Here is a 22,036-nt window from a genome sequence, read left to right as displayed (position 1 = left end):
GTAGCAAAATTGCAACACCACACGTGCTTGGGGCCGGATCGGCCAAGTATCAGCGTCGTAACGCTGTGTTACCCTTTGCTACTGACCTTTGCTCTGGAGCAACATTATCATCATATTACTTCGGTCCGATCCGGCCTTAACCAACAGCTAGCTATCGGATACTTGAGTACAACAAAGAATAGATTTGCTTCTTGCAAGTGCCGCGGAGGAATCCCGCAAGACGAGGCACAAAAAAGGGGGCGGTGGATCGCATGATCCACCGCCCCCAGATGCTTCGATTAAGAAGCCGTATTTTACATGTCGATCGTCAGACCCACGAACAGATACCGACCGTTGGCATCGAAGATGCCCGGGTAGGTGTTGCCGTTGCCGAGCGAGCCGATCGGCGATGCCGCCTGGCTGAGGATCGGCGGCTGGCGGTCGAGCAGGTTGTTGGCACCGATGCGGAACGTGAACTTGTCCGCCGCACGAACCGTTGCTGCCAGATCGAAGTAGCTCTGGACCGGGATGCGGGCGTCCAGCGGCGAGAACGAACCCGCGAGATCGGCATCGCCGCTCGTGCGCTCATACTTGGTCGCCGACAGGTAGCGCCAGCGTGCCGACAGACCGATGCCCTGCGGCGAGGTGTAGGTCACGCGTGCCGAATGCCGCCACTTGGACTGCGGGTACCCGCACTGTGCCCCATAGAAGCCTGCGCAATCGAACTCGGCGCCGACCTTGTTCGACGTGAATTCGTCGACATAGGTGCCGTTGAACGACAAAGCGAAGGTCCCGACCGAACGCGTGCGCAGCGTGTAGCCAGCCGCAACGTCGATGCCGCGCGTCTTAAGCGAGCCTGCATTGACGTTGGTGTCGACGATGTAGCCGGTGTTGCCCTGGAACAGTGTGCCGTTGGCGTCACGGTTGATGGCACCGCACAGCGCGGGGTCGGCGGTCGCGATGCACTGCGCGATGATCGTGTCGGCGCCGATGACGCCGATCCGGTCCTGCAGCTTGATCGAGAAGGCGTCGACCGACAGGTTGAAGCCGCGCAGGAAGCTCGGCTGGAGCAGGACGCCAACCGTGAACGTGTCCGCCTTTTCAGGGCGAAGGTTCGGGTTGCCGCCGAGCAGGCCGTTATACTGCTCCGACGGGTTCGCTGCGATCAGGCCGAAGCGGTTGGCCGGAACGCCCGCACGGGCGCAGGCTGCGGCATTGTTGCCGTTGACCAGGCCGTTGACGGCCGGACCCGCGCACGGATCGGTCGCGCCGTCGAGCTGAACCGACTGCTGTGCGAACAGCTCCTGCGTGTTCGGCGCACGAACCGCACGGTTGTAACCGCCACGGAAGCGGATGTCCGAAACCGGTGCCCAGACGATCTCGCCCTTGTACGACGAAACGCCGCCCGAGGTGCTGTAGTCCGAATAACGGAAGCCGCCGTTGATCGTCAGTTCCTTGAAGAAGCGACGGTCGGTTACCAGCGGAACCTGGACTTCGGTGAACACTTCCTTGACGTTGAACGAGCCGTCGATCGGCAGCGTCGCGCCGCCCTGCCCGGCGAGATCGCCGGTGAGGAAGCCGTTGTCGACTTCGAGCGTCAGCGATTCCTCGCGATACTCGCCGCCGATGTTGATGCCGATGCCCTGCGTCGAGAACGGCGACTGGAAGCCGTACTTGCCGCCTTCGAACGTGACCGAGCCGCTGACGACCTTTTCCTGAGTGGTGCCCGTCTGGAAGCCCGGGGTCTGGACGTAGTTCAGTGCACCCGCCGAAATGTTGCCCGCACCGAAGATGTTGAGCGGGACGCAGTTCGGATCGGTACCGTCGACGACCGAGCGGCAAACGGTCTGCCCCTGGGTTGCCGAACCAGCGCGCGTATCGGTGATCGCATCGAGCGCGCGCGTGGTGCGCGAGACCGAGAATTCATTGCGATAGACCTGGTTGAAGATCGTCGTGCCGTACTGGCCATAGACGTCGTACGAAACGCCATCGGCGATGTCGCCACGGGCGCCCGCAACGAAGCGGTATGCGGTGTGACGAAGATCGGCCTGACGACCGCCGCCCTCGACGTTACGACGCCCGATCTGGACCATGCCCTGCTGGTACTGCGACCCATCCGGGTTGGTCAGGTTGACGACGTTGCCGTTTCCGTCACGAACGAGGTTCGTGTTGCGGAAGAAGACATCGCGCTGTGCCTGCGACAGGAACGGGTTGTTGCTGTTCAGCACCGTGGTGTTGCTGAAGTCACCCGACGGCGCGATCTGTGCGACCGAGCGATCGTCCATGAACATGAACTCGGCGTACGGCTTGAAGCTGTCGCTCACGTCGTAATGCGCGAGGAAGCCGGCCGTGTAGCGCGTGTCGGGGCGCTGGTAATAGTTGAGCGGGTTGGCGTTGTAGAGCGTCCGGCCGGGGACCAGAGCGCCCGCGCCGTTCAGCGTGTAGAGCTGCTGAAGATTGGTCGCCGCGCCGTTGAAGACGGCGTCGCTCGTGGTGAAGTTCGCCGGGAATGCCGTAGCCGAACCGCCGCAGACATATTCCGCGCCGCTCGCCGGAGCATTCAGGCCGCACGACGAATAGTCGCGATCGCCCTGGAGGATCGCGCCGATCTTGCGATAGCCCATGTAGCCGACGACATGGCCGCGGCCGTCGCTGGTGCCAGCACCCATCTTCAGGTTGACGTCGAACTGCGTGCCGTCGAACGCCTGGCCGTCGCGGGCGGGATAGCCAGCGCGTGCCGAGATGTCCTGGAACCGCTGGCTGCGGTTGTCGTGGTTGTAGATGCCGCCAGATGCATCGAGGCTGACGCCTTCGTAGTTGGTGTCGAGCACGAAGTTGACGACGCCGGCAACCGCGTCCGAACCATAGACCGAGCCTGCGCCGCCCGTGAGGACGTCGACGCGCTTGATCAGCGCCTGCGGGATTACGTTGAGATCGCCAGCCGCGGGTGCGGTGCTGCTCGACGACGGGTTGCCCGGCATCAGGCGACGGCCGTTGACGAGGACGAGCGTACGCGACTCACCGAGGTTGCGCAGGTTGGCGGTCGCGGTCCCGTTCGACCCGTTCGACACCGACGAGCTCTGCGCCGCAAACGACTGCGGCAGGCTGTTGAGCACGTCCTCGATGCGGGTCGCGCCCTGGAGCTTGATCTCGGCTGCGTTGACGACCGTGATCGGGCTTGCCGAGGTCAGGTTCGGGTTCGAGATACGCGAGCCCGTGACGACGATGTCGCCTGCGTCCGCGCCAGGGGTGTTCGACGCAGCGGGCGTGGTGCCGGCGATGCTGTCGTCACCCGGGGTGGCGCTGGTCGGGGCCTGCTCCTGCGGTGCGGCGGGCGCGGCTGCATCCTGCGCGAGCGCGGGGAACGCGCCGAACACACCGGCGATCATCGTGGACGCGCGCAAGGAGTCGCGCAAAACTCGGTTCTGCATGTAGGATTGGTCCCTTTGGTACGCACCGCTTTTGGAACGGCGTCATGTCAAAGACAGTCATTATCTGGCTGCCGATGCGGCGGTTCTTTACTGTGGGGCCACGCTTCCAAAAGTAAAAAAACATGAACGTACGCAATTGGCGTCATATTGTTCCAAGGATGTAGCCAAATTGACACACTCGACATGTGACGCGCTTGCCGCTGCGAGAACGCCACCGTATCGCGCGACCGAGCCCCGAACCGAGGACCGCCCGTTGCGCCACAATCCGACCATTTCGACCCTTATCGCGATCGTCTCGGCCGTGGCCGCGACCATCCTGCCGACCGCAATCACCGCCGCCGAACCCCGCACGGAGGCGCGATCCAAGGCGCTGAGCGACGTCGTGCGCTGCCGTCAGATCCAGGACACGACGGCGCGGCTGGCGTGTTTCGACGCCTCGGTCGCGGTGCTCGATTCGGCGGAGCAGCGACGCGACGTCGTCGTGGTCGATTCGCAGCAAGTACGGCAGGCGCGGCGCTCGCTGTTCGGGATCGGGGTTCCGAGCCTGTCGATCTTCAGCGGATCGCCCGAGATCGATTCGATCGACACGACCGTGACCGATGCGCAGGTTGATGGTGCCGGACGCTGGACCGTGCGAATGGCGGACGGTGCCCGCTGGGCGCAGACCGACGACAATGTCCTCGGCCGCAGCCCGCGCGCGGGCGACAAGGTCCGCATCAAGCGCGCCGCGCTTGGCAGTTTCCAGATGATCATCGGCGGGCAGCCCGGCGTGAAGGCACGGCGCCTCAACTGAAGCCCGCGCAAACCCATATCGTCCATGCGCCCGGCACGATAAGAGACGGCATGCCGCAGGACCGCCAGGCGTTGCACTTACTGACCACCGCGGCGTCGCATCTCCGCGCGGGCGACATGGCGCAGGCCATCGCCGCGTTCGAAGCAAGCCTCGCGATCGATCCGCATCAGCCTGACGCGTGGTTCAACCTCGGTTGGGCCCAACGGGCCATGCGGCAATTCGACGCGGCGTTGCAGTCCTATGCCCGCGCGATCGCGGAAGGCGATCCGCACCCCGAACAGGCGCTGCTCAACCGCGCGACGATCCTGTCGGACCATCTGTTTCGCCCCGACGCGGCCAGGGCAGAGCTCGAACAGGCGTTGCGCGCCAACCCCGGTTTTCTTACAGCGTGGCTCAACCTCGGCAATCTCCACGAGGACCTTGGCGATCCCACGTCGGCGCGATTTGCCTATGAAGAGGTCCTGTCCCGCGCGCCCGACAATGCCCGCGCCCATGCGCGGCTCGCGGCGATCGATGTCGCAACCGGTGCGGCAGGGTCGGCGATCGCACGGCTCAAGGCGGTGGTTCCGCAGGCGGCCGACGTCACCAGTCGCGCGGAGCTGCTGTTCGCGCTCGGCAATGCGCTGGATGCGGTGGGGGAGACGACCGATGCGTTCCAGGCGATCGAGGCGGCAAACTGGATCGCACGTTCGATCGCGCCGCGCCGCTACGACGCGGCTGCACAGGAGCGGCTCGTGGACGCACTGATCGCGGGCTACCCGGTGCGCGGCGAGACACGCGCTGCGACGGGTCCGGTAGCGGCCAAGACGCCGATCTTCATTTGCGGGATGTTCCGATCGGGATCGACGCTGGCGGAGACGGTCCTCGGGCGGCACCGCGAGATCACCCCCGGGGGCGAACTGGAGACGATCCCCGCGATCGTGCAGGCGTTGCGCCCCTACCCCGCCGCCGCGCTCGCGCTGTCGCCCGATGCGATTGCGCAGCTCCGCGTGCGCTATCTCGCGGACCTGCCCGGCGACGGGTGGGTCACCGACAAGCGCTGCGACAATTTCCTCCACATCGGGCTGATCAAGACGCTGTTTCCCGACGCGCGGATCATCCACACCCGGCGCAACGCGGCTGACACATTATTGTCGACCTATTTCCTCCAGTTCGGCGACGGCGTCGTTTACGGCAGCGATCTGCTCGAGGCGGCGCATTACTATGTCCAATATGCGCGGCTGATGGCGCATTGGCGGGCGCTGTACGGGGCGGACATCATCGACCTCGATTACGACACGCTGGTGGTCGATCCGCATGCGGCAGTGTCCGCAGCCCTGGATGGGCTCGGGTTGCCGTGGGACGCAGCGTGCCTTGGCGAGCCGAACGCTCCGCTGGCTGTCCGCACCGCAAGCGCATGGCAAGTCCGCCGTCCGATCCACCGCCGCTCGCTTCACCGCTGGCAAGGGTATCGCGCGCAGCTTGGCGATGCGATTGCCTTGCTCGAACGGCACGGGATCGGCGTTACGCCCTAGGCGCGGTCAGCCCCCGGTCAGTCACCGCGAACAACCGCGCAAGATCCTTCTGTTCGCCATGCGTCAGATGCGGATTCCATACGTCGAAGATCAGCACGATCCGCACCTGGTCGCTGTGGTTCCACGCCTCATGCTCGATCGTGTCGTCGAACGCGAACGCCTCGCCTTCGCGCCACGCGCGCGTTTCGCCGCCCACCCGGAAACCGCATCCCTCGGGCACCACCAGCGGGAGGTGGATGATCGCGCGAGTGTTGGTAACGCCGGTGTGCGGCGGGATCGCCGCGCCACCCTTGAGGATTGAGAAGAAGGCGGACGGTGCCTTCCCCGGCAAGTGCGTCTGCGGCACCCGCGCGAGCGCGGCGGCGGTTTCGGGGCAGAGGTCGCAAACCGCAGCGTTGCGCTGGCCATATTCCCACAGGAAACACGCGCTCCAGTCGCGCGAATCGTCGAGCTTGCTCCACGGCGTATCGGGCGTGCCCTTGTCGAGCCGGACATAGGGGCGGATCGCAGCGCCACCCCCCGCCAGCATCGCGAGCGCCTCCGCGCGGATCGCCGGCGTCGCGGCTTCGAGCTCGGCAAACCAGGGGAAGAGCGCACGATCGAAGAATTCGTCCGCGGGGAGGAACGGGAAATGCACGCCCGCACACTGATTGGTGTAGATCCGCCGCCGCCCGAGCAACGTATCCGCGCACGCCTGGAACCGCCGCGATGCCGTGGCGACCTGCCCCGCCTTGTCGAACTCCTGCGACAATGCGTCGGCAAAGGCGGCGTTATGCGCCTCCAGAAACGCGCGCGCGCGCGCTTCCGCATCAATCAGCGCGGGGGGCCGGTCCGTCGCATTGCCCGCAAGCTGGACCACCGCACTCCAATGCGGCGCCGCCTCGGACAGAAGCCCCTGGCGTTGCAGCAATTCGCCCATCCGCAAATGCGCGAGGAAATGCAGCTGGTCGAGGTCGAGCACCGACTGGAGCGCCTGCCGTTCGCCCGCGTCGTCGCCCGCCGCGCGGTGGGCCGCTGCGAGATTGAGCCGCAACGCGGGCTCGCCCGGATCGAGCGCGATCGCGCGCGCGAAGCTCGTCGTTGCAGTCGGGAAATCTCGATCCGCCAGCGCACGCATTCCTCGCGCGTTGAATGCCTCGGGTCGCGGCGGGACGATCGCGATCGCGCGGTCGAGGACCTTGCGCTCGCCCTCGCCGTCGCCGCGTTGGCGCAGCGCCGCCGCTTCGCGCAGCAACGTTCCAACGGCACCGGCAGGATCGACCATGGCCTGAGAAAGCATAGTCCCCCGCGCCATGCAAGCGACCGGGGGACGACGCGTTCCTTAGCGAGCCAGACGGTCGGATTAGGATCGCCCGACGCGACGATTCACAAGCTAAAGTTGCTTCCCCGGCGAAGGCCGGGGCCCAGTAGCGCGCCGGACGGAATCGGTCGCTGCGCGCCATTGCGGCCACCATCTCTACTGGGCCCCGGCCTTCGCCGGGGAAGTGCTCGCGAATTTGAGGGCGCTGGCGGCATCGGATATTCGTGCCCGGTCGCGCCGGTGAACAGCGCCAAGCACGCGTCCCCCTCGGCTTCCCCGATCCGCAGCGCCTCGCGATACAAGCGCGGCTTGATCCCGCGCGCGACGTCCGCGAAGATCGGCGGCATGTCGATCCCGGAACCGCCCGTCGCCCCTGCCCCCGAATGGCTGGCCCATCGGTACGATCCGGGGATCGACGCGTTTCAGTTCGTCTCCGCGCCCCGCGATGTACGGCAACGCGTCCCGTTCCTGACCGACGAACATCTCGGATCCTCAGGCGCGCCCGTCGTGATCCCGCGCGGTCGGTGCGATCGATCGGCGGCGACGGGGCGGATCAATTTCATCTTCCATTCCGCCTATTGCTGCTCGACCCTGCTCGCGAACGCGTACGACCGTCCGGGTCGGGCATTCAGCCTGAAGGAACCGATGCTGCTCAACGACCTGGTCGGCTGGCGGCATCGCGGGGGTGATCCGCGGCAGATCCTCGCGGTGCTCGGCGACGGTCTCGCGATGCTCGCCCGACCGTTCGCGGCGGGCGAAGTATGCGTGATCAAGCCGTCCAACATCGTCAACGGCCTCACCACCGCGATGCTGGCCGCGCGGCCCGAGGCGGGGGCCGTGTTGCTATACGCGCCGCTCGAACCCTATCTCGGGTCGATCGCGAGCAAGCGGCTGTGGGGGCGGTTGTGGGTGCGCGAGTTGCTCGCGAGCTTCCTCAAGGAAGGGCTGGTCGACATGGGACTCGACGCGGAGGCCATCTTCCGCCTGTCGGATCTCCAGGTTGCCGCGGTCGGATGGCTTGCGCAGCATGCGCTGTTCGCGAAGCTTGCACAGCGGTGGCCGGGGCGGGTGCGCACCCTCGACAGCGAAGTCCTGCTCGCGCGTCCCCACCCCGCGCTCGCGGCGATCGACGCGCTGTTCGGGCTGACCGCAACCGACGATGAGCGCGACGGGATCGTCCAGTCGGTGTTCCGGCAGCATGCCAAGTTCGGCGGTGCGTTCGATGCCGAGGCGCGCAAGGCGGACCAGCAGTCCGCGTCGGCGCTCCATGCCGAGGAAATCGCGATGGTGCTTGGCTGGGCCGCCAAGGTCGCGGAGGGTGCAGGGATCGCGCTGACGCTGCCGGGCGCGCTGCTCCCGCCATCGGCCTGACGCAAAAAAAGAGGCGACCCGAAGGCCGCCTCTCGAAGATACGAACCGGGCGGACGCGCCGCCCGGGATCGGTCAGAACCGGAACCGCACCGCCGCGCTGAACGCACGACCCAGCGGATCGTAGGTCGACGGGAAGGTGTTGCCGCTGTTGGCGGCGGTCGTCCCCGCCTGACCGCCGACGACGGGCGGCTGGGCGTTGAGCAGGTTCTGCACGCCGATCGTCAGCTGATATTGTTTGGCGACATCGAACTGCAGCGTCAGGTCCAGATAATTATACGCCGGGATGCGGTTGAAGTTACGCGTCTGGCCCGCGAGCGCCGAGCTCACGCCTGCGCCGTTGCGGATGACGCCCGAGTAGAGCGCGGGCAGGCCCGGCTCGTACCGCACCTTGTTGATGTGCCGCCACAACAGCGACGCGGTCGCGCCATACGCACCCAGTGTGGTGCGCTGCTGCCACGAGAACTTCGGCATGATCTGCCCAAGGCTCGGGCCGCAGTTCGCGCTGTAATAGCCGACGCAATCGCGGTTGGGCGAGCTTGGGGACGCCTGGAATCGCAGGTGATCGGTCCAGTTGCCGACGAAGTTGAGGTCGAGGGCGAGATCCCCGAACTTGCGGTTGTAGTTGACGGTCAGGTCGATCCCGTCCGTCGCATAGCGCCCGTTGTTGGTCAGCGGCGTCGGCAAACCAAAGGTCGTCGAGGTCGGGCCGCTGAGACGCCCGTTCGCCGGGTTGCGCCGGATGATGGTGCACGCGGACGATGCCGCCGACGCTGCGGTAATGTTGGCGAAACATGCGTCCATCACGTCGCTCGGCAGCGCCGAGGTGATCGCGTCGTTGATCTTGATGTCGTAATAATCGACCGACACCGTCAGGTTGGGAATGATCCCGCGCGGAACGATGACGAGCCCGGCCGTGAACGTATCCGCCTTCTCGGGCCGGATGTTGGGATTGCCGCCGCCGGTTTGGTTCGCCTGCCCTGCCGATGGGTTCTGGATCGAACCGATCGAGGCAGCGGGCGCGCCCTGGGCGATACACACCGCCCGCAAATTGGCGTTGCTCGTGACCGCCGCGCCGGCGCACGGATCGGTGCCGAGCGAGGTCAGCCCGGTGACGGTCGGCGCGAACAGCTCGCCGATGTTGGGCGCGCGGACGGCACGCTGATAGGTACCGCGCAGGCGGATACCGTCGACCGGCTCCCACGTCGCGCCACCCTTGTAGGTGGTGGTGTCAAAGCTCGGGTTGCTCGGCGCATCGATGTTATACGACGAGTAGCGCACGCCGGCCTCGAGCGTCAGCTGCTTGAAGAACGCCTTGTCCGCGACGAGCGGGACGAGCAATTCGCCGAACGCTTCCTTGACGTCGTAGCCGCCCGAGAAGGGAAGGATAGCGCCGCCAGCCCCGCCCAGCGCGGACGGATCCTGCGCAAAGGCGTCAGGGATGCGGTCATACTTGTACTTGCGATATTCGGCACCGATCGCATAGCTGATCGCCTTGTCCGACGTCGGCAGGAAGGTGCCCACGTCGCCCGTCAGCAGCGCGCGCGCCTGGTACAGTTCGGTGTTGATGCGGACCGTGCTCTGCGCCTGCAGGAAGGCCACCTGCGCCGGCGAGATGCTGCCCGCCTGGCCGAACAGATTGACGGGTACGCAACCACCGGTCGTCACGGTGCAGGTCGTCGTGTTGGTCGCGTTGAGCGCCTGCTGCACGCGCTGCGTGATGACATAGCCCGACTGCGTCAGCGACTGTTCGGCGCGGCCGTACGATCCCGAGATGTCGAGCTGGGTCGATTTCGCGATGTCGACCTTTAGGCCCGCGCGGACGTCATAGACCGTGTTTTCCCAGTTGCTGATGCGCGGCCCGAGTTCGACGAGGCGACGATAGACGCCGGGGAGCGGCAATGCTGCGTTGGTGTTGCAGGTTGCTCCAAGCGCGATCCCGTTCGCGGTGCAGATCTGGTCGCGGATCGTCGTGTTGAGATACGGGTTGTTCGCCGGGATCGTCAGTTCGTTCCCGAACACGCCCGACGGTGCGATGATCTGCTCGATCGTGTTCTGCGTGAACATGCCGCGGGCATAGAATTCGACCCCGTCCGCGACGTCGTAATGCGTCGCCGCATAGACGCTCTTGCGGATCATCGGCGTCTGGAAAATATTGTACGGGTTGAAGTTGAACCCTTGATATTGCGGCACCAGCGATGCGCCCGACTGCGAGACCTGCAGATCGGACGTCGGGAAGGAGATCGTCGTCGGCACCGACGTGAAGGACGAACCCGAGGCCACGCCACCGCTCGCGTTGTTGGTGCTGGTGATGCCGAACAGTGAGAAGGGCTGGGTCTGATAGACCGGGTCGATCTTGGTATAACCGAAGCTCAGCACCGCGTTGCCGCGATCGTCGGCGAAGTTCGAACCGACCGTGATGTCACCGCGGAACGAATAGCCGTCGCCGGACTGCAGGATCTTGTTCTGGAAGTTGACTTCGAGGCCGGTGAAATCGCGCTTGGTGATGAAGTTGACGACACCCGACACCGCGTCCGCGCCATAGGTCGTGGACGCGCCGCCGGTCAGCACCTCGGCGCGTGCGACGAGTGCGAGTGGGATGTTGTTGAGATCGGTCGCTCCATTGGCGAGCGCCGGAACGACGCGCGCGCCGTCGAGCAGCACCAGGTTGCGCTGCACGCCGAGACCGCGAAGGTCGACCGTGTTGGTGCCGTTCGCACCGTTGTTGACCTGGCTGCCGATGCCCGGCGAAACGCCGGGAAGCGCACGGAGGAGTTCCTCGACCGTGTTCGGTGCGCGCTTCGTGATTTCGGCATCGCTGATGACCGAGACGGGCGATGCGGACGTCAGGTTGGGATTGCGGATCAGCGTGCCGGTGACGATGATATCCGAACTCGTCGGTTCGACGGCGGCTGCGTCAGTCACGCCGGGTTCGATCGGGGCCGTTTGTGCCGTTGCAGCAGGAGCAAAGCTCGCAATCGCAATAACCGACAAGGCCGATCCGATTCCGAGCTTACGCGCAAACCTATTGTTCTTCATGAAAGTTTCCCCTTTATTACCGTCACATACGAAATGTGCGGAAATGTACGTCATTCAAAAGAATGACGTCCGATCAGCATCTTTTGTGTGCTTGGGGAAAAGATGCAGTTACATCGGGCTACTGTAAAGTGGCCGCCGTGGACCTTTTTGTGTTTTTGCTGCGATGTAGCAATTTTGCAACAACGTTACGGGAAGGCAATCATTCGTTCGAAGTACGGCCGATCAGGTCCCGTCGGAACGCCGCGTGAAACTGGCATCACCCCAACGCAAACGAGGCGGAAATTGCTTTCCGCCTCGCTCTGGTAGGTCATGATCCCCGGGTGAACCCGGCCGGATCGTTCAGAACTTGAACGATGCCCCGGCGCGGAACGTCCGCCCGATGACGCCGGCATAATGCCAGGTCGGCAGGTAGTTGATCCCCGAGTAGGATGCCGGTGCGATCGGTGCCTTCTCGTTGGTGAAGTTGCCCACGTTGACGCTGAACGTGAACTTGTCGTTGACCTGCACCGCCAGGTTGAGATCCGCGTAGATGAAGCGACGGATGTAGCAGAAGTTGTTCCCCTCACCGGTCGGCGAGGAATACAGGTTGTTCGCGCACGACAGGTCGATGTTACCATTATCGTCCGGTGCGATTTCGTCGGCAGCGACCGACTTGATCCGCGAGACGTAATAGGTCGTCGCCGACAGCGAGACCGGGCCCATTTCCAGCGTGTTCTGCCAGTTGCCGCGGATCCGCGGGGTGCCTGCACCCGACGACAGCTCATATGGCCCAAGCGTCCCGACGAACTTTTGGATCACGCCGTCGCCGTTGTCCTGATTGTATTTCAGGATCGCGGTGACATCGAGCCGGCTCGAGAAGCGCGCCCCGCCGCCGAGCGGGATGGAAGCCTGCGCACCGAAGTCGAGACCCTCGGTCGCGATGTTGGCCGCGTTGACGTACGGCACGTTGATCACGAGCACGCGTGGCAGCGCGTTCGGGAACAGCGGGTCGACCGCGTCGACCGCCGAGACGGTGTAGCCGGCCGGAAGCGGCAGGCCAGCGAAGTAGTTGTTCCGCGCGGTCGACGCCTGCGGGCCGGTCACGATCACGTCGCTCTTCTTGACGTTGTAATAATCGACCGTGAAGCTGACCTGCGGGATCGGCTGGATCACCGTACCTGCGGTGAAGCTGCGCGACTTCTCGGGCTTCAGATTGGGGTTGCCGGTGCTGCCGCCGCCAACGCTGTACGAGTTGTTGTACGGGTTGCCGCCGCCGGTGCACGACGAAAGCGTGCCGGTGCCGCCATGCGCCAGGACGAAGTTGCACGGCGGGTTGAAGGACACGAAGCCGGCGAAGCTGCTGCGCGGGTTGCTCTCGGCGAAGGTCGGGGCGCGGAAGCCCTGCGAATAGGTCCCGCGGATCGCGATCTGCTTGATCGGGGTGAACTTGGCGCCGATCTTGGGCGAGAAGCGTCCGAACCCTTCGGAATAGTGATCGTAGCGGCCCGAAGCGTTGATTTCGAGCGTATCGAGCACCGGTGCCTGGATTTCGACGTAGCCGGCCGAAACGGTATGTTGGCCGAACGCCGCCGAAGTGTTGCCGTAATTCTCGAGGTTCGGGTTGAGGCTGTTGTTGTTGGCAACCTCACGACGGACCTGCCCGCCGACCGCGACCTGCAACGGACCACCCGGCAGTTCGAACAGCGACTTGCTGACCGACGCGTCGAGCGACACCATCGAGGTGTAGGACGGTACGCTGAGCGTCGGCGAGATCAACTGGCGGACCGCGGCGCTGTTCAACTCGGGGTTGACGAAGTTGTACGCCCCCGTGTTCACCGCCTGGCGCAAGCCCGCGATGTTGATCGTGCCGTTCGACACAATGTTGAAATTGTCGCGCGCGCCGACTGCATCGACTCGCCAATCGAACCCGCCGCCGAAGCTGCCGTGCAGGCCTGCGGCCCCGCGGATGACTTCGTTGGTGCGGTTGGTCGATGCTGGGATGTCGCCGAACAGATAGTAGATGCGCGCTGCGCCGTTGGCGGGATCGCCAGCGAAGGCAGCGGCATAAGGGTTGTTCGGGTTGAGGCGACGATCTGCCGCGATCGAGCAGTTGGTGCCCGCTGCGCAGACATAGACCGGGAGCACGATACCGGGTGCGCTCGATGCCTGGGTCGGCGCGGCGCCATAAGGCTGGCGCTGACGGATGGCGGGTGCCGCGGTGCGGATCAGCACCTGGCTGTGCGAGTAGCTGCCGGTGATATAGCCTTCGACATTGTCGCTGACGCGCAGGCTCAACCGGCCCGTGAACGAGTAACGGGTCTGCTGCGGCTGGATCTGCGAATATTCGTAGGTGTTGTTATGCTTGCAGCCGACGCCGCCGGCTGCACCGGCGACCGTGTAGGTGCCACCCGCGCAATTGGTCAGGTTCAGCGTGGTGTACTGGCCCGTTGCGACAGTGCCGCCGGTGAACGGATCGTTGAGGTTGGTCTGGTTCGTGCGACGAACGACGGCGTTGACTGTCGCAGTCGTCAGCGCGCTATCCGCGGTGTTGAGATCGCTTCCGCCGATCGAGCTCAGATCGGTGGTGTTGAACGGAAAGCCGCGGTCCTGCACCGAAATTGCGCTGTCGCGCTGATATTCGCCGTTGACGTAGAAGTTGAAGCCCTGGCGTTCGTAATCGCCGATACCGGCAGTCAGATTGGCACGATAGCGCGATCCGTCGCCCTTCTCGGAAACGCCGCCCTCTGCAGTCCCGCTGACGCCGACGACGTTCTTCTTCATGATGATGTTGACGACGCCGCCGATCGCATCCGCGCCGTACGTCGACGAAGCGCCGTCCTTGAGGACTTCGACGCGGTCGACCGCGCTGAACGGGATCGAGTTAAGATCGACATAGGCGTTATGGCCGTCATCGTTGAGCGGGAAGTTGGTCGAGCGCAGACCGTCGATCAGCACCAGCGTCGACGAAACGCCGAGGCCACGCAGCGAAACCGCCGCGCCGCCAGCGGAGAAGCCACCCTGGAAGCCGGTCGAGATCGAGCCGGCGCCATCGGCCGAGACCGAGCGGATCGCGTCGTTGATGTTGGTGATGCCGGCGCGTGCCAGCGATTCACTGGTGATGACGGTGACGGGCGAAGGCGTTTCGGTATTGGTGCGACGGAACAGCGACCCGGTGACGACGATGTCCTGGTCGGGTGCGGCGGTTTCCGGGCTGGTCGGCAACGGTGCCTGCACCGATGCAGGTGCGGTCTGCTCGGACGGCGTCGTCGCCGGGGCGGTTTGCGCCCAGACAGGCGCGGCCGCAAATGCCATGGCGAGCGCCACCGGCGCCGCGCTCTGACGCAGACGAGACAGAGTCATGCTGTTCGTTGGATTCATGTTCGATATTCCCCCTGATGCACCCCCCTGGCGCACCGTTAAGATCCGGCCTTTCGGCCTGACCTGATGAAGCGAGACTGTATCCTGCCCCTTATGATGTAAACGGGCACATCCAAATAACTGTATACTGTTACAATCGTGCAACAGACCAATCACATACCCATTGGTCGCGTATTATTATTGCGCAGGCATCGGCCCAGCAACCAGCAACGGATCGATCTTGGCATCCCGCCAGCGCAGGCTCCAGTGCAGATGCGGCCCCGTCGCACGCCCGGTCGCACCCGACAGCGCGATCGGCTGGCCACGCCGGACATGGTCGCCGACATGCACTTGGATTGCCGACAGATGCAGGAACGCGCTGTTCAGCCCCATGCCGTGATCGATCATCAGCAGATTCCCCTCGAGCGTGAAGGGATGGTCCGCCGCGAGGATCACCACCCCGTCGGCGGGGGCGACGATCACCGACCCGGTCGGCTTGGCGACGTCGAGCCCGGAGTGATAGGACCCCGCCTCGCCGTTGCGGTAGATCCGCTGCGATCCGAATAGCGTCGAGATCCGCCCGGTCGTCGGCCAGAGAAACGCCTGCCGCCACCCCTGCGCATCGGTCTGGATTCGCCGCGCGGCGACGATCTGCGCGAGTTCGGCGGGACGGACTGCGTCGAACTCGGGTTGCGGCAGCGGGATCTTGGGGAGCGTCGACAGCCGCGAGATATCCCAGGCGCGCGGCGCGATACTGAGCGTATCGCGGATCACCACGCCATCGTCGCGCGTCGCCGCCAGCGTCGCGCTCGGCCCGGCATCGCGGTCGAACGCGATGACGAACCGACCGTCCGCCGCCACGGGGACGGCAACGCCATTGAACAGCAACTGCCGCGTGTGATCGGGTGCGGTGCCCAGCAGCAACCCGCCCTGCATCCGGCTCCCCGCATAGTCGAAGCCGGTGCGTTCCGGCGCGCGAGCTGGCTGCGGGAGCGCCGGGCGTACCGTCGTGGGAGCGCCCACCGGAGGAGTGCGGTCGCCCTGCGGTGCCGAGGGCACGACCGCGCAGCCGCCGAGCAGGACGACAAGAAGCCCCGTCGCAACGCCCCGAACCGGGCCAGCGCCCGGGGTCGGCTTATGCGGCAGCGTCGCCGCCCATCGCCTGCGTCGCGAGCGCGGCGGTCGCATAGGCTTCCTGCCGTGCGACGCTCCAGTAGCGCAGGTCATCGAGCGCGATCCGCGACCCCGACACCGCGCAGACGACGTGATCCCCCGGATTCAGCACGCGAAAGCCGTTCGCCATGAAGTGGAGGCGTGCCGCGCGATCGCTGTTGGACATAAGCATCGACTGGGGGCTTTCGGGCAAGAGCGGTTACAACAGGGTCGGCTGGTCGCCGGGTTTGCCAGCATAGGCCTTGCCGCCGCCGCGCTCAACCTTGGCGTCGACCTCGCCGTCGCGGAAGTGGAGCGTCACGGCCCCGGCGGTGCGCGCCGCCGCCGCAGAACCGACAACCTCCCCGCCTGCAGCGGCCCTGGTCGAGACGAACGCATAGCCACGGTCGAGGATGCTGTTGGGCCCCAGCGACTGGACCAGCCGCCACGCCCCCGCGGTGCGATCGCGCGCGCGTTCCAGCTGGCGTTCGAGCGTCGACAGCCGCAGCGCCCCCGCCGAACGATCGAGCTGCCCGCGCGCCACCGTCACGCGGCGTTCAAGCCCGCGATCGAGCCGTGCGCCGACGTCGTCCGCGCGCTGGCGTTGCGGCCCTAGCAACGCGTCGCGCTTGGGCAGGACGCGGACCAAGGCCGTGAGTTGCTCGCGTCCGCGGTCGTGGTAACGCCGCGCGCATTTGCCGGTGCGCTGGCCATAGCCCGCGATCGTCAGGCGCAGGTCTTCCAGCACCGGCACTGCGATCTCGGCGGCGGCGGTCGGCGTCGGTGCGCGCCGGTCGGCCGCGAAATCGGCGAGCGTGGTGTCGGTCTCATGCCCGATCGCGGAGATCGTCGGGATGGTGCACGCCGCGAGCGCACGGACGACGACTTCCTCGTTGAACGCCCACAGATCCTCGATCGACCCGCCGCCGCGCGCGACGATGACGAGGTCGGGGCGCGTCTCGGGCGGCATCGCGTCGAACCCGCGGATCGCCTTTGCGACTTCCTCCGCCGCGCCAGCGCCCTGCACCTTGACCGGCCACACCAGCACATGCGTCGGGCAGCGATCCTCGAGCCGGTGGAGGATATCGCGGATCACCGCACCCGTGGGCGAGGTCACGACGCCAATCGTCCGCGGCATGAACGGCAGCAATTGCTTGCGGTCGGCGGAGAACAACCCTTCGGCGGCGAGCTTCGCCTTCAGCTTCTCGAGCAGCGCCATCAACGCGCCCTCACCCGCCAGTTCCATCCGGTCGATGATGATCTGATATTTGGACCGGCCCGGATAGGTCGTGATCCGGCCCGAGACGATCACCTCCGCGCCGTCCTGCGGCTGGAACCCGAGGGCGGCGACCTGGCCCTTCCAGATCACCCCATCGAGCACCGCGCTGTCGTCCTTGAGGCTGAGATAGGCATGGCCCGACGCCACGCGCTTATAGCCCGAGATTTCGCCGCGCAGCCGCACGCTGCCGAACTCGCTTTCGACCGTACGCTTCAGCTTGCCCGCGAATTCGCCGACGCTCATCACCGAATTGCCCGGTGCTCCCGCCGATGCGGGGCCGTTGTCGGCAGGACCGTCCCCGGCTAGGAGGCGGGCCGCGGCGTCAAAAAGAGGGTCCGACATGAATATCCTACTGATCGGATCGGGTGGGCGCGAACACGCGCTGGCGTGGAAGCTCGCGCAGTCGCCGCTGTGCGATACGCTGTTTGCCGCGCCGGGCAACCCGGGGATTGCGGAACATGCGACGCTCGTGGCGCTCGACGTGCGCGATCATGCGGCGACCGTTGCCTTTTGCACGACCAACGCGATCGAACTGATTGTGATCGGGCCGGAAGCGCCGCTGGTCGACGGGCTCGGCGATTCGCTGCGCAGCGCTGGGTTCGCGGTGTTCGGACCGGACAAGGCGGCGGCCCAGCTCGAGGGATCGAAGGCGTTCACCAAGGCGCTGTGCGACCAGGCGCAGATCCCGACCGCGCGCTACGCGCATGTAACGTCGCTCGACGCCGGGCTCGGCGCGCTCGCGCGCTTCGGCGTGCCGGTGGTGGTCAAGGCGGACGGCCTCGCCGCGGGCAAGGGCGTGACGGTCGCGACCACACACGACGAGGCCGAAGCCGCGCTGCGCGACCTGTTCACGGACGCCGGCGGCGAGGCGGTGATCGAGGAATTCCTAGAGGGCGAGGAAGCCAGCCTGTTCGTGCTGACCGACGGCAAAGCGATCCTGCCGTTCGGTTCGGCGCAGGACCACAAGCGCGTCGGCGAAGGCGACACCGGCCCCAACACCGGTGGGATGGGTGCGTACAGCCCGGCCCGCGTGCTGACCCCCGAACTGGAGCGCCGCGCGCTCGACGAGATCGTCCGCCCGACCGTGGCGGCGATGGCGGCGGCGGGGACGCCGTTCTCGGGCGTGCTCTATGCCGGGCTGATGCTGACCGCAGACGGCCCCAAGCTGATCGAATATAATGCGCGCTTCGGTGATCCCGAATGCCAGGTGCTGATGGCGCGGCTCGAATCGGACCTGGTGCCGATCCTGCTCGCGGTCGCGGGCGGCACGCTGGCCGATCATGGCGCGGCGCAGTGGCGCGATGCGGTCGCGCTGACGGTGGTGCTCGCGGCGAACGGCTATCCGGGCACACCCGAGGCGGGCGGCGCGATCGACGGGATCTCCGACGCTGAGGCGACCGGCGCGATCGTGTTCCAGGCGGGCACGCGCGCGACCGATAGCGGGATCGTCGCAGCGGGCGGACGCGTGCTTGCGGTGACTGGCCTCGGCGACACGATCGGCACCGCGCGCGATGCGGCGTATCGCGGCGTCGATGCAATCGCCTTCCCCACCGGCTTCTGCCGACGCGACATCGGCTGGCGCGAAATCGCGCGCGCGGGCGACTGAGCAGGCGTTTTCGCGCGACGGCGGCGGATAGCGTGCGCTAGGACAACCCGACTTATGTAGGAGTATCCGATGGCCGCCTCGCCCGAAAACCCCAACCAGGCGATCGACTTCATGATGCCGATCACGACAGTCCACGTCGCGTTGATGGTCGTGCTGGCCGTGCTGGCCGTGGCGACGATCGTGTGGGGCAGCACGCTCGCGCGACGCCGCAGGAACGCCGCGAAACAGGTCGAACGCAATTTCGAGATCGCCGAGGCAAACGGCGCGACCCAGGAGCCGAGCGTCTCCCCGGACGGTACCCAGGTCGCGACCCCGTCGGAGGACGTGCCCGAACGGCCCGCGCCCGCGCCCGCGCCCGCACCGGCGCCCGCCGAGCGCACGGCGGCACCTGCCCCCGCGCCGACACCACCCCACACGATGTCCCCGGTAGCAGCCCGGATCCCTGTCCCGAGTCCCGCGCCCATGCCTGCGCCGGCCCCGGCTAGCGATGCGGCACCGACCCCTGCGCCGGTGCCCCAGCCGACCACCGCTGCTCCGGCCGCAAGCGGGCTCACGCAGATCAAGGGTCTCGGCCCCAAGCTCGCCACGACGCTCGCCGATTTCGGGATCACGCAGGTCGACCAGATCGCCGCGCTCAGTCCGGCCGATGCCGAAGCGCTCGACGCCAAGCTCGGGGTGTTTCGCGGGCGGATGGCACGCGACCGGTGGATCGAACAGGCCAGGCTGCTCAGCGCAGGCGACCGCGCAGGGTATGAGGCGCAGTTCGGAAAACTGGGCGGGTAGACGCGCCGCCTGGAACCGATGAAGCCGACGCACTCCTGACATGCCCTTCCCCGGCGAAGGCCGGGGCCCAAGCGCGACGTCCAGCGTCATCGAGCACACCGCGCCGTTACCATCGTTCCGCGACTGGGCCCCGGCCTCCGCCGGGGAAGCGGAAGGGCGCGTGGCGTATCGCGCTTTACCCGACTTCGCTGACCAGCAGCTTGTCGATCCGGCGGCCGTCGAGATCGACCACCTCGAACTTCCAGCCCTGCTCGACGAAGCTCTCGCCCTCGCCCGGCAAATGGCGGAATACCGAAAGCGCCAGCCCCGCGACCGTCGCATAATCGCGATCCTCGGGCAGATCGATCCCCAGCCGCTCCGCCAGCGCATCCGCCGCCATCTGTCCGGCGACCAGCAACGACCCGTCGTCGCGCGTGACGACCGAAGGGGCTTCCTCGGGGTCCGAATCGGACGCGAACTCGCCCGCGATCGCAGCGAGCAGGTCGGCAGGGGTCACGATCCCCTCGAAATGCCCGTATTCGTCGTGAATCAGCGCCATCGGCACTTCGGCCTGACGCAGCGCGTCGAGCGCATCCATCGCGTCGATCTGGTCGAGCACGACGGGCGCCTGCCGCATCAGCGCACGGACGTCGAGCGGCTGGCCCTTGAACAAGGCGACCGCGATGTCGCGCGCCTGGACGACGCCGATCACCGTATCGACCGACCCTTCGGTCACCGGCAGGCGGCTGTGCGATGCGGTCATCAGCGCGGCGCGGATGCCCATCTCGTCGAGCGTCGCGTCGATCCATTCGATGTCGGTGCGCGGCGTCATCACTTCGCGCACCGGGCGGTCCGCGAGGCGGACGACGCCCGAGATGATCGAGCGTTCATGTTCCTCGATCACCCCCGATTTGGAGGCCTCGGCGACGATCAGGTGGAGTTCCTCGGCGGTGACATGCTCTTCGGTCTCGCGCTTCATCCGCATCAGGCGAAACAACAGGCCCGAGGATGAATCGAGCAGCCACACCACCGGCGCGGTCGCCCAGGCGAGCCCCAGCAGCGGCCCCGCCATCACCGCGGCGATCGGCTCGGGGGCGCGGAGCGCGATCTGTTTGGGGACAAGTTCGCCGATCACCAGCGAGGCATAGGTCGTGATTCCAATGACGAGCGCGAAGCCGATCGTCTGCGTCAGCTCGGTGCCGAGCCCCAGGAACTGGAGCCGCGCGCCGACCGGGCCGCCGAGGCTCGCGCCCGAATAGGCACCCGACAGGATGCCGATCAGCGTAATCCCGATCTGCGTGGTCGAAAGGAACTTGCCGGGGTCCGCCGCCAGCGTCAGCGCAACGCGCGCGCCACGCTTTCCGCTGCGCGCCATCGCATCGAGCCGCGCCTTGCGCGCGGAAACGATGGCAAGTTCGGACATGGCGAAAACGCCGTTGAGCAGGATGAGCGCGAAGATGATCGCGACGTCGATCCAAGGAAAGGGGGGAAGTGGGTGCATGGCGCAAGACGTCCTTCGCGCGATTCGCCGGATTTCACAACAGTTCTGCTGCACCGCGCCGCGTTTCGCGACCCGTTGGCGCCGCGATCAGCGCCGGTTTGCGAAGAAACCGCGCAGCATTGCGGCAGATTCGGTTTCGCCGATGCCTGGGAAGATTTCGGGCCGGTGGTGGATCGTCGCCTGCGTGAAGATCCGCGGACCATGTTCGATCGCGCCGCCCTTGGGGTCGCTCGCGCCATAGTAGAGCCGGGCGATTCGGGCGTGCGCAATAGCGCCCGCACACATCGCGCACGGCTCGAGCGTCACCCACAGGTCGCACTCGTCGAGCCGGTCGTTCCCGATTGCGTGCGCCGCGGCACGAATCGCGAGGATCTCGGCATGGGCGGTCGGATCGTGCAGCGTGCGCGGCGCATTGGCGGCGGTGGCAATCACTTCGCCGCGCCGCATTACAACCGCGCCGACCGGTACCTCCCCCGCCGTCGCAGCGGACGCCGCGGCGTCGAGCGCGGCGCGCATCGCGGGAGGCAGCAGGAGCGCGGCGATCGACATCAGCGCGTCATGCCCGATGCGCTCGCCGCGATCCAGCGCGGACGGCGCTTACTGCCCAGCGCGGACAGCGCTTACTGCGTAGTGACGGTGTTGCCGTTCGCGTCGACCGGCTTGTTGACGCGCAGCGTGGGGACCGCGATCGTCTTGGTGGTCGTGCCGACCGTCGGTACTTCGACCGACTTGTTCGCGGTGCCGAATTCGACCGTCGCCATCTTCGCCTCGACCTCGGGCGCCTTGCCGCCGGCGACGCTGACCGATGGAAGCTGGCCGGCGAACCCGTCGATCTTCAACATGCCGAGCGACACCAATGCGACGACGACCAGCGCCGCAATCCCGACCAAAGCCAATAAAAAGCGCATCCCACTCTCCCCTGATACCGTCTGATCGAATCGTTACCGAAACCAAACGCCGTGTGTTTGCGGAAGGT

The 22,036-nt window shown here is 66.2% G+C and carries 15 protein-coding genes; 5 read left to right on the top strand and 10 right to left on the bottom strand.

Features of this window, described 5'->3' with window-relative positions:
- Positions 1 to 293 precede the first annotated feature (293 nt).
- Positions 294 to 3,410, bottom strand: a complete 3,117-nt coding sequence (locus ABIC17_RS03530; protein ID WP_354279251.1) for a TonB-dependent receptor domain-containing protein — start codon at positions 3,408 to 3,410, stop codon at positions 294 to 296.
- 169 nt (positions 3,411 to 3,579) lie between these two features.
- Between ABIC17_RS03530 and ABIC17_RS03525 the strand changes: the two genes are divergently transcribed.
- Complete coding sequence (locus ABIC17_RS03525; protein WP_354279250.1) at positions 3,580 to 4,203, top strand: hypothetical protein; 624 nt, start codon at positions 3,580 to 3,582, stop codon at positions 4,201 to 4,203.
- A 50-nt stretch (positions 4,204 to 4,253) separates the two neighbouring features.
- On the top strand, positions 4,254 to 5,717 hold the full coding sequence (locus ABIC17_RS03520; protein WP_354279249.1) for a tetratricopeptide repeat-containing sulfotransferase family protein: 1,464 nt from the start codon (positions 4,254 to 4,256) through the stop codon (positions 5,715 to 5,717).
- Here the strand turns inward: ABIC17_RS03520 and ABIC17_RS03515 are convergent.
- Positions 5,707 to 6,981, bottom strand: coding sequence for an aspartyl/asparaginyl beta-hydroxylase domain-containing protein (locus ABIC17_RS03515; protein WP_502958407.1), 1,275 nt, complete (start codon positions 6,979 to 6,981; stop codon positions 5,707 to 5,709). The two genes, ABIC17_RS03520 and ABIC17_RS03515, sit on opposite strands and share 11 nt — an antisense overlap.
- A 381-nt stretch (positions 6,982 to 7,362) precedes the next feature.
- Between ABIC17_RS03515 and ABIC17_RS03510 the strand changes: the two genes are divergently transcribed.
- Complete coding sequence (locus tag ABIC17_RS03510) at positions 7,363 to 8,388, top strand: hypothetical protein (RefSeq protein WP_354279247.1); 1,026 nt, start codon at positions 7,363 to 7,365, stop codon at positions 8,386 to 8,388.
- A 72-nt stretch (positions 8,389 to 8,460) separates the two neighbouring features.
- On the opposite strand, the gene ABIC17_RS03505 is transcribed toward ABIC17_RS03510, so the two are convergent.
- From ABIC17_RS03505 to xseA, 5 genes are all read right to left on the bottom strand, one after another.
- On the bottom strand, positions 8,461 to 11,424 hold the full coding sequence (locus ABIC17_RS03505; RefSeq protein ID WP_354279246.1) for a TonB-dependent receptor domain-containing protein: 2,964 nt from the start codon (positions 11,422 to 11,424) through the stop codon (positions 8,461 to 8,463).
- Positions 11,425 to 11,763: 339 nt separating this feature from the next.
- Entirely contained in the window at positions 11,764 to 14,763 is a 3,000-nt protein-coding gene (locus ABIC17_RS03500; protein WP_354279245.1) for a TonB-dependent receptor plug domain-containing protein, read from the bottom strand.
- A gap of 195 nt (positions 14,764 to 14,958) precedes the next feature.
- Complete coding sequence (locus ABIC17_RS03495; RefSeq protein WP_502958399.1) at positions 14,959 to 15,783, bottom strand: M23 family metallopeptidase; 825 nt, start codon at positions 15,781 to 15,783, stop codon at positions 14,959 to 14,961.
- A gap of 112 nt (positions 15,784 to 15,895) precedes the next feature.
- Positions 15,896 to 16,105 carry a DUF2093 domain-containing protein gene (locus ABIC17_RS03490; RefSeq protein ID WP_354279244.1) on the bottom strand — a complete coding sequence of 70 codons (210 nt, stop codon included), beginning with the start codon at positions 16,103 to 16,105 and terminating at the stop codon, positions 15,896 to 15,898.
- 27 nt (positions 16,106 to 16,132) lie between these two features.
- On the bottom strand, positions 16,133 to 17,533 hold the full coding sequence (gene xseA / locus ABIC17_RS03485; protein ID WP_354279243.1) for an exodeoxyribonuclease VII large subunit: 1,401 nt from the start codon (positions 17,531 to 17,533) through the stop codon (positions 16,133 to 16,135).
- Here xseA and purD point away from each other — a divergent pair.
- Together purD and ABIC17_RS03475 are read left to right on the top strand one after the other, a co-directional pair.
- Positions 17,532 to 18,797, top strand: a complete 1,266-nt coding sequence (gene purD / locus ABIC17_RS03480) for a phosphoribosylamine--glycine ligase (protein ID WP_354279242.1) — start codon at positions 17,532 to 17,534, stop codon at positions 18,795 to 18,797. The two genes, xseA and purD, sit on opposite strands and share 2 nt — an antisense overlap.
- Positions 18,798 to 18,866: 69 nt before the next feature.
- Positions 18,867 to 19,580: a helix-hairpin-helix domain-containing protein gene (locus ABIC17_RS03475; RefSeq protein WP_354279241.1), complete on the top strand. Its 714-nt coding sequence runs from the start codon at positions 18,867 to 18,869 to the stop codon at positions 19,578 to 19,580.
- A 175-nt stretch (positions 19,581 to 19,755) separates the two neighbouring features.
- On the opposite strand, the gene ABIC17_RS03470 is transcribed toward ABIC17_RS03475, so the two are convergent.
- The 3 genes from ABIC17_RS03470 to ABIC17_RS03460 all read right to left on the bottom strand — a co-directional run bounded on the left by ABIC17_RS03470 (position 19,756) and on the right by ABIC17_RS03460 (position 21,968).
- The gene (locus ABIC17_RS03470) at positions 19,756 to 21,060 is read right to left on the bottom strand and encodes a hemolysin family protein (protein ID WP_354279240.1); all 1,305 of its coding nucleotides are present in this window, start codon (positions 21,058 to 21,060) and stop codon (positions 19,756 to 19,758) included.
- Positions 21,061 to 21,147: 87 nt separating this feature from the next.
- Positions 21,148 to 21,576 (bottom strand): nucleoside deaminase, encoded by a 429-nt coding sequence (locus ABIC17_RS03465; RefSeq protein WP_354279474.1) that lies wholly within the window; start codon positions 21,574 to 21,576, stop codon positions 21,148 to 21,150.
- A gap of 104 nt (positions 21,577 to 21,680) precedes the next feature.
- A complete protein-coding gene (locus ABIC17_RS03460; protein WP_354279239.1) occupies positions 21,681 to 21,968 on the bottom strand; it encodes a hypothetical protein in 288 nt (95 codons plus the stop codon).
- Between the last annotated feature and the right edge of the window lie 68 nt (positions 21,969 to 22,036).

The organism is Sphingomonas sp. PvP056 (genome assembly GCF_040549155.1).
GTDB lineage: Bacteria > Pseudomonadota > Alphaproteobacteria > Sphingomonadales > Sphingomonadaceae > Sphingomonas.
This window is presented reverse-complemented; position numbering and strand designations above follow the sequence as displayed.

Coding starts and splice junctions, on each gene's coding strand:
- ABIC17_RS03530 (WP_354279251.1), bottom strand. CDS start 3,410: ATGCAGAACCGAGTTTTGCGCGACTCCTTGCGCGCGTCCACGATGATC.
- ABIC17_RS03520 (WP_354279249.1), top strand. CDS start 4,254: ATGCCGCAGGACCGCCAGGCGTTGCACTTACTGACCACCGCGGCGTCG.
- ABIC17_RS03515 (WP_502958407.1), bottom strand. CDS start 6,981: ATGGTCGATCCTGCCGGTGCCGTTGGAACGTTGCTGCGCGAAGCGGCG.
- ABIC17_RS03510 (WP_354279247.1), top strand. CDS start 7,363: ATGTCGATCCCGGAACCGCCCGTCGCCCCTGCCCCCGAATGGCTGGCC.
- ABIC17_RS03505 (WP_354279246.1), bottom strand. CDS start 11,424: ATGAAGAACAATAGGTTTGCGCGTAAGCTCGGAATCGGATCGGCCTTG.
- ABIC17_RS03500 (WP_354279245.1), bottom strand. CDS start 14,763: ATGACTCTGTCTCGTCTGCGTCAGAGCGCGGCGCCGGTGGCGCTCGCC.
- ABIC17_RS03490 (WP_354279244.1), bottom strand. CDS start 16,105: ATGCTTATGTCCAACAGCGATCGCGCGGCACGCCTCCACTTCATGGCG.
- purD (WP_354279242.1), top strand. CDS start 17,532: ATGAATATCCTACTGATCGGATCGGGTGGGCGCGAACACGCGCTGGCG.
- xseA (WP_354279243.1), bottom strand. CDS start 17,533: ATGTCGGACCCTCTTTTTGACGCCGCGGCCCGCCTCCTAGCCGGGGAC.
- ABIC17_RS03475 (WP_354279241.1), top strand. CDS start 18,867: ATGGCCGCCTCGCCCGAAAACCCCAACCAGGCGATCGACTTCATGATG.
- ABIC17_RS03470 (WP_354279240.1), bottom strand. CDS start 21,060: ATGCACCCACTTCCCCCCTTTCCTTGGATCGACGTCGCGATCATCTTC.
- ABIC17_RS03465 (WP_354279474.1), bottom strand. CDS start 21,576: ATGCGCGCCGCGCTCGACGCCGCGGCGTCCGCTGCGACGGCGGGGGAG.
- ABIC17_RS03460 (WP_354279239.1), bottom strand. CDS start 21,968: ATGCGCTTTTTATTGGCTTTGGTCGGGATTGCGGCGCTGGTCGTCGTC.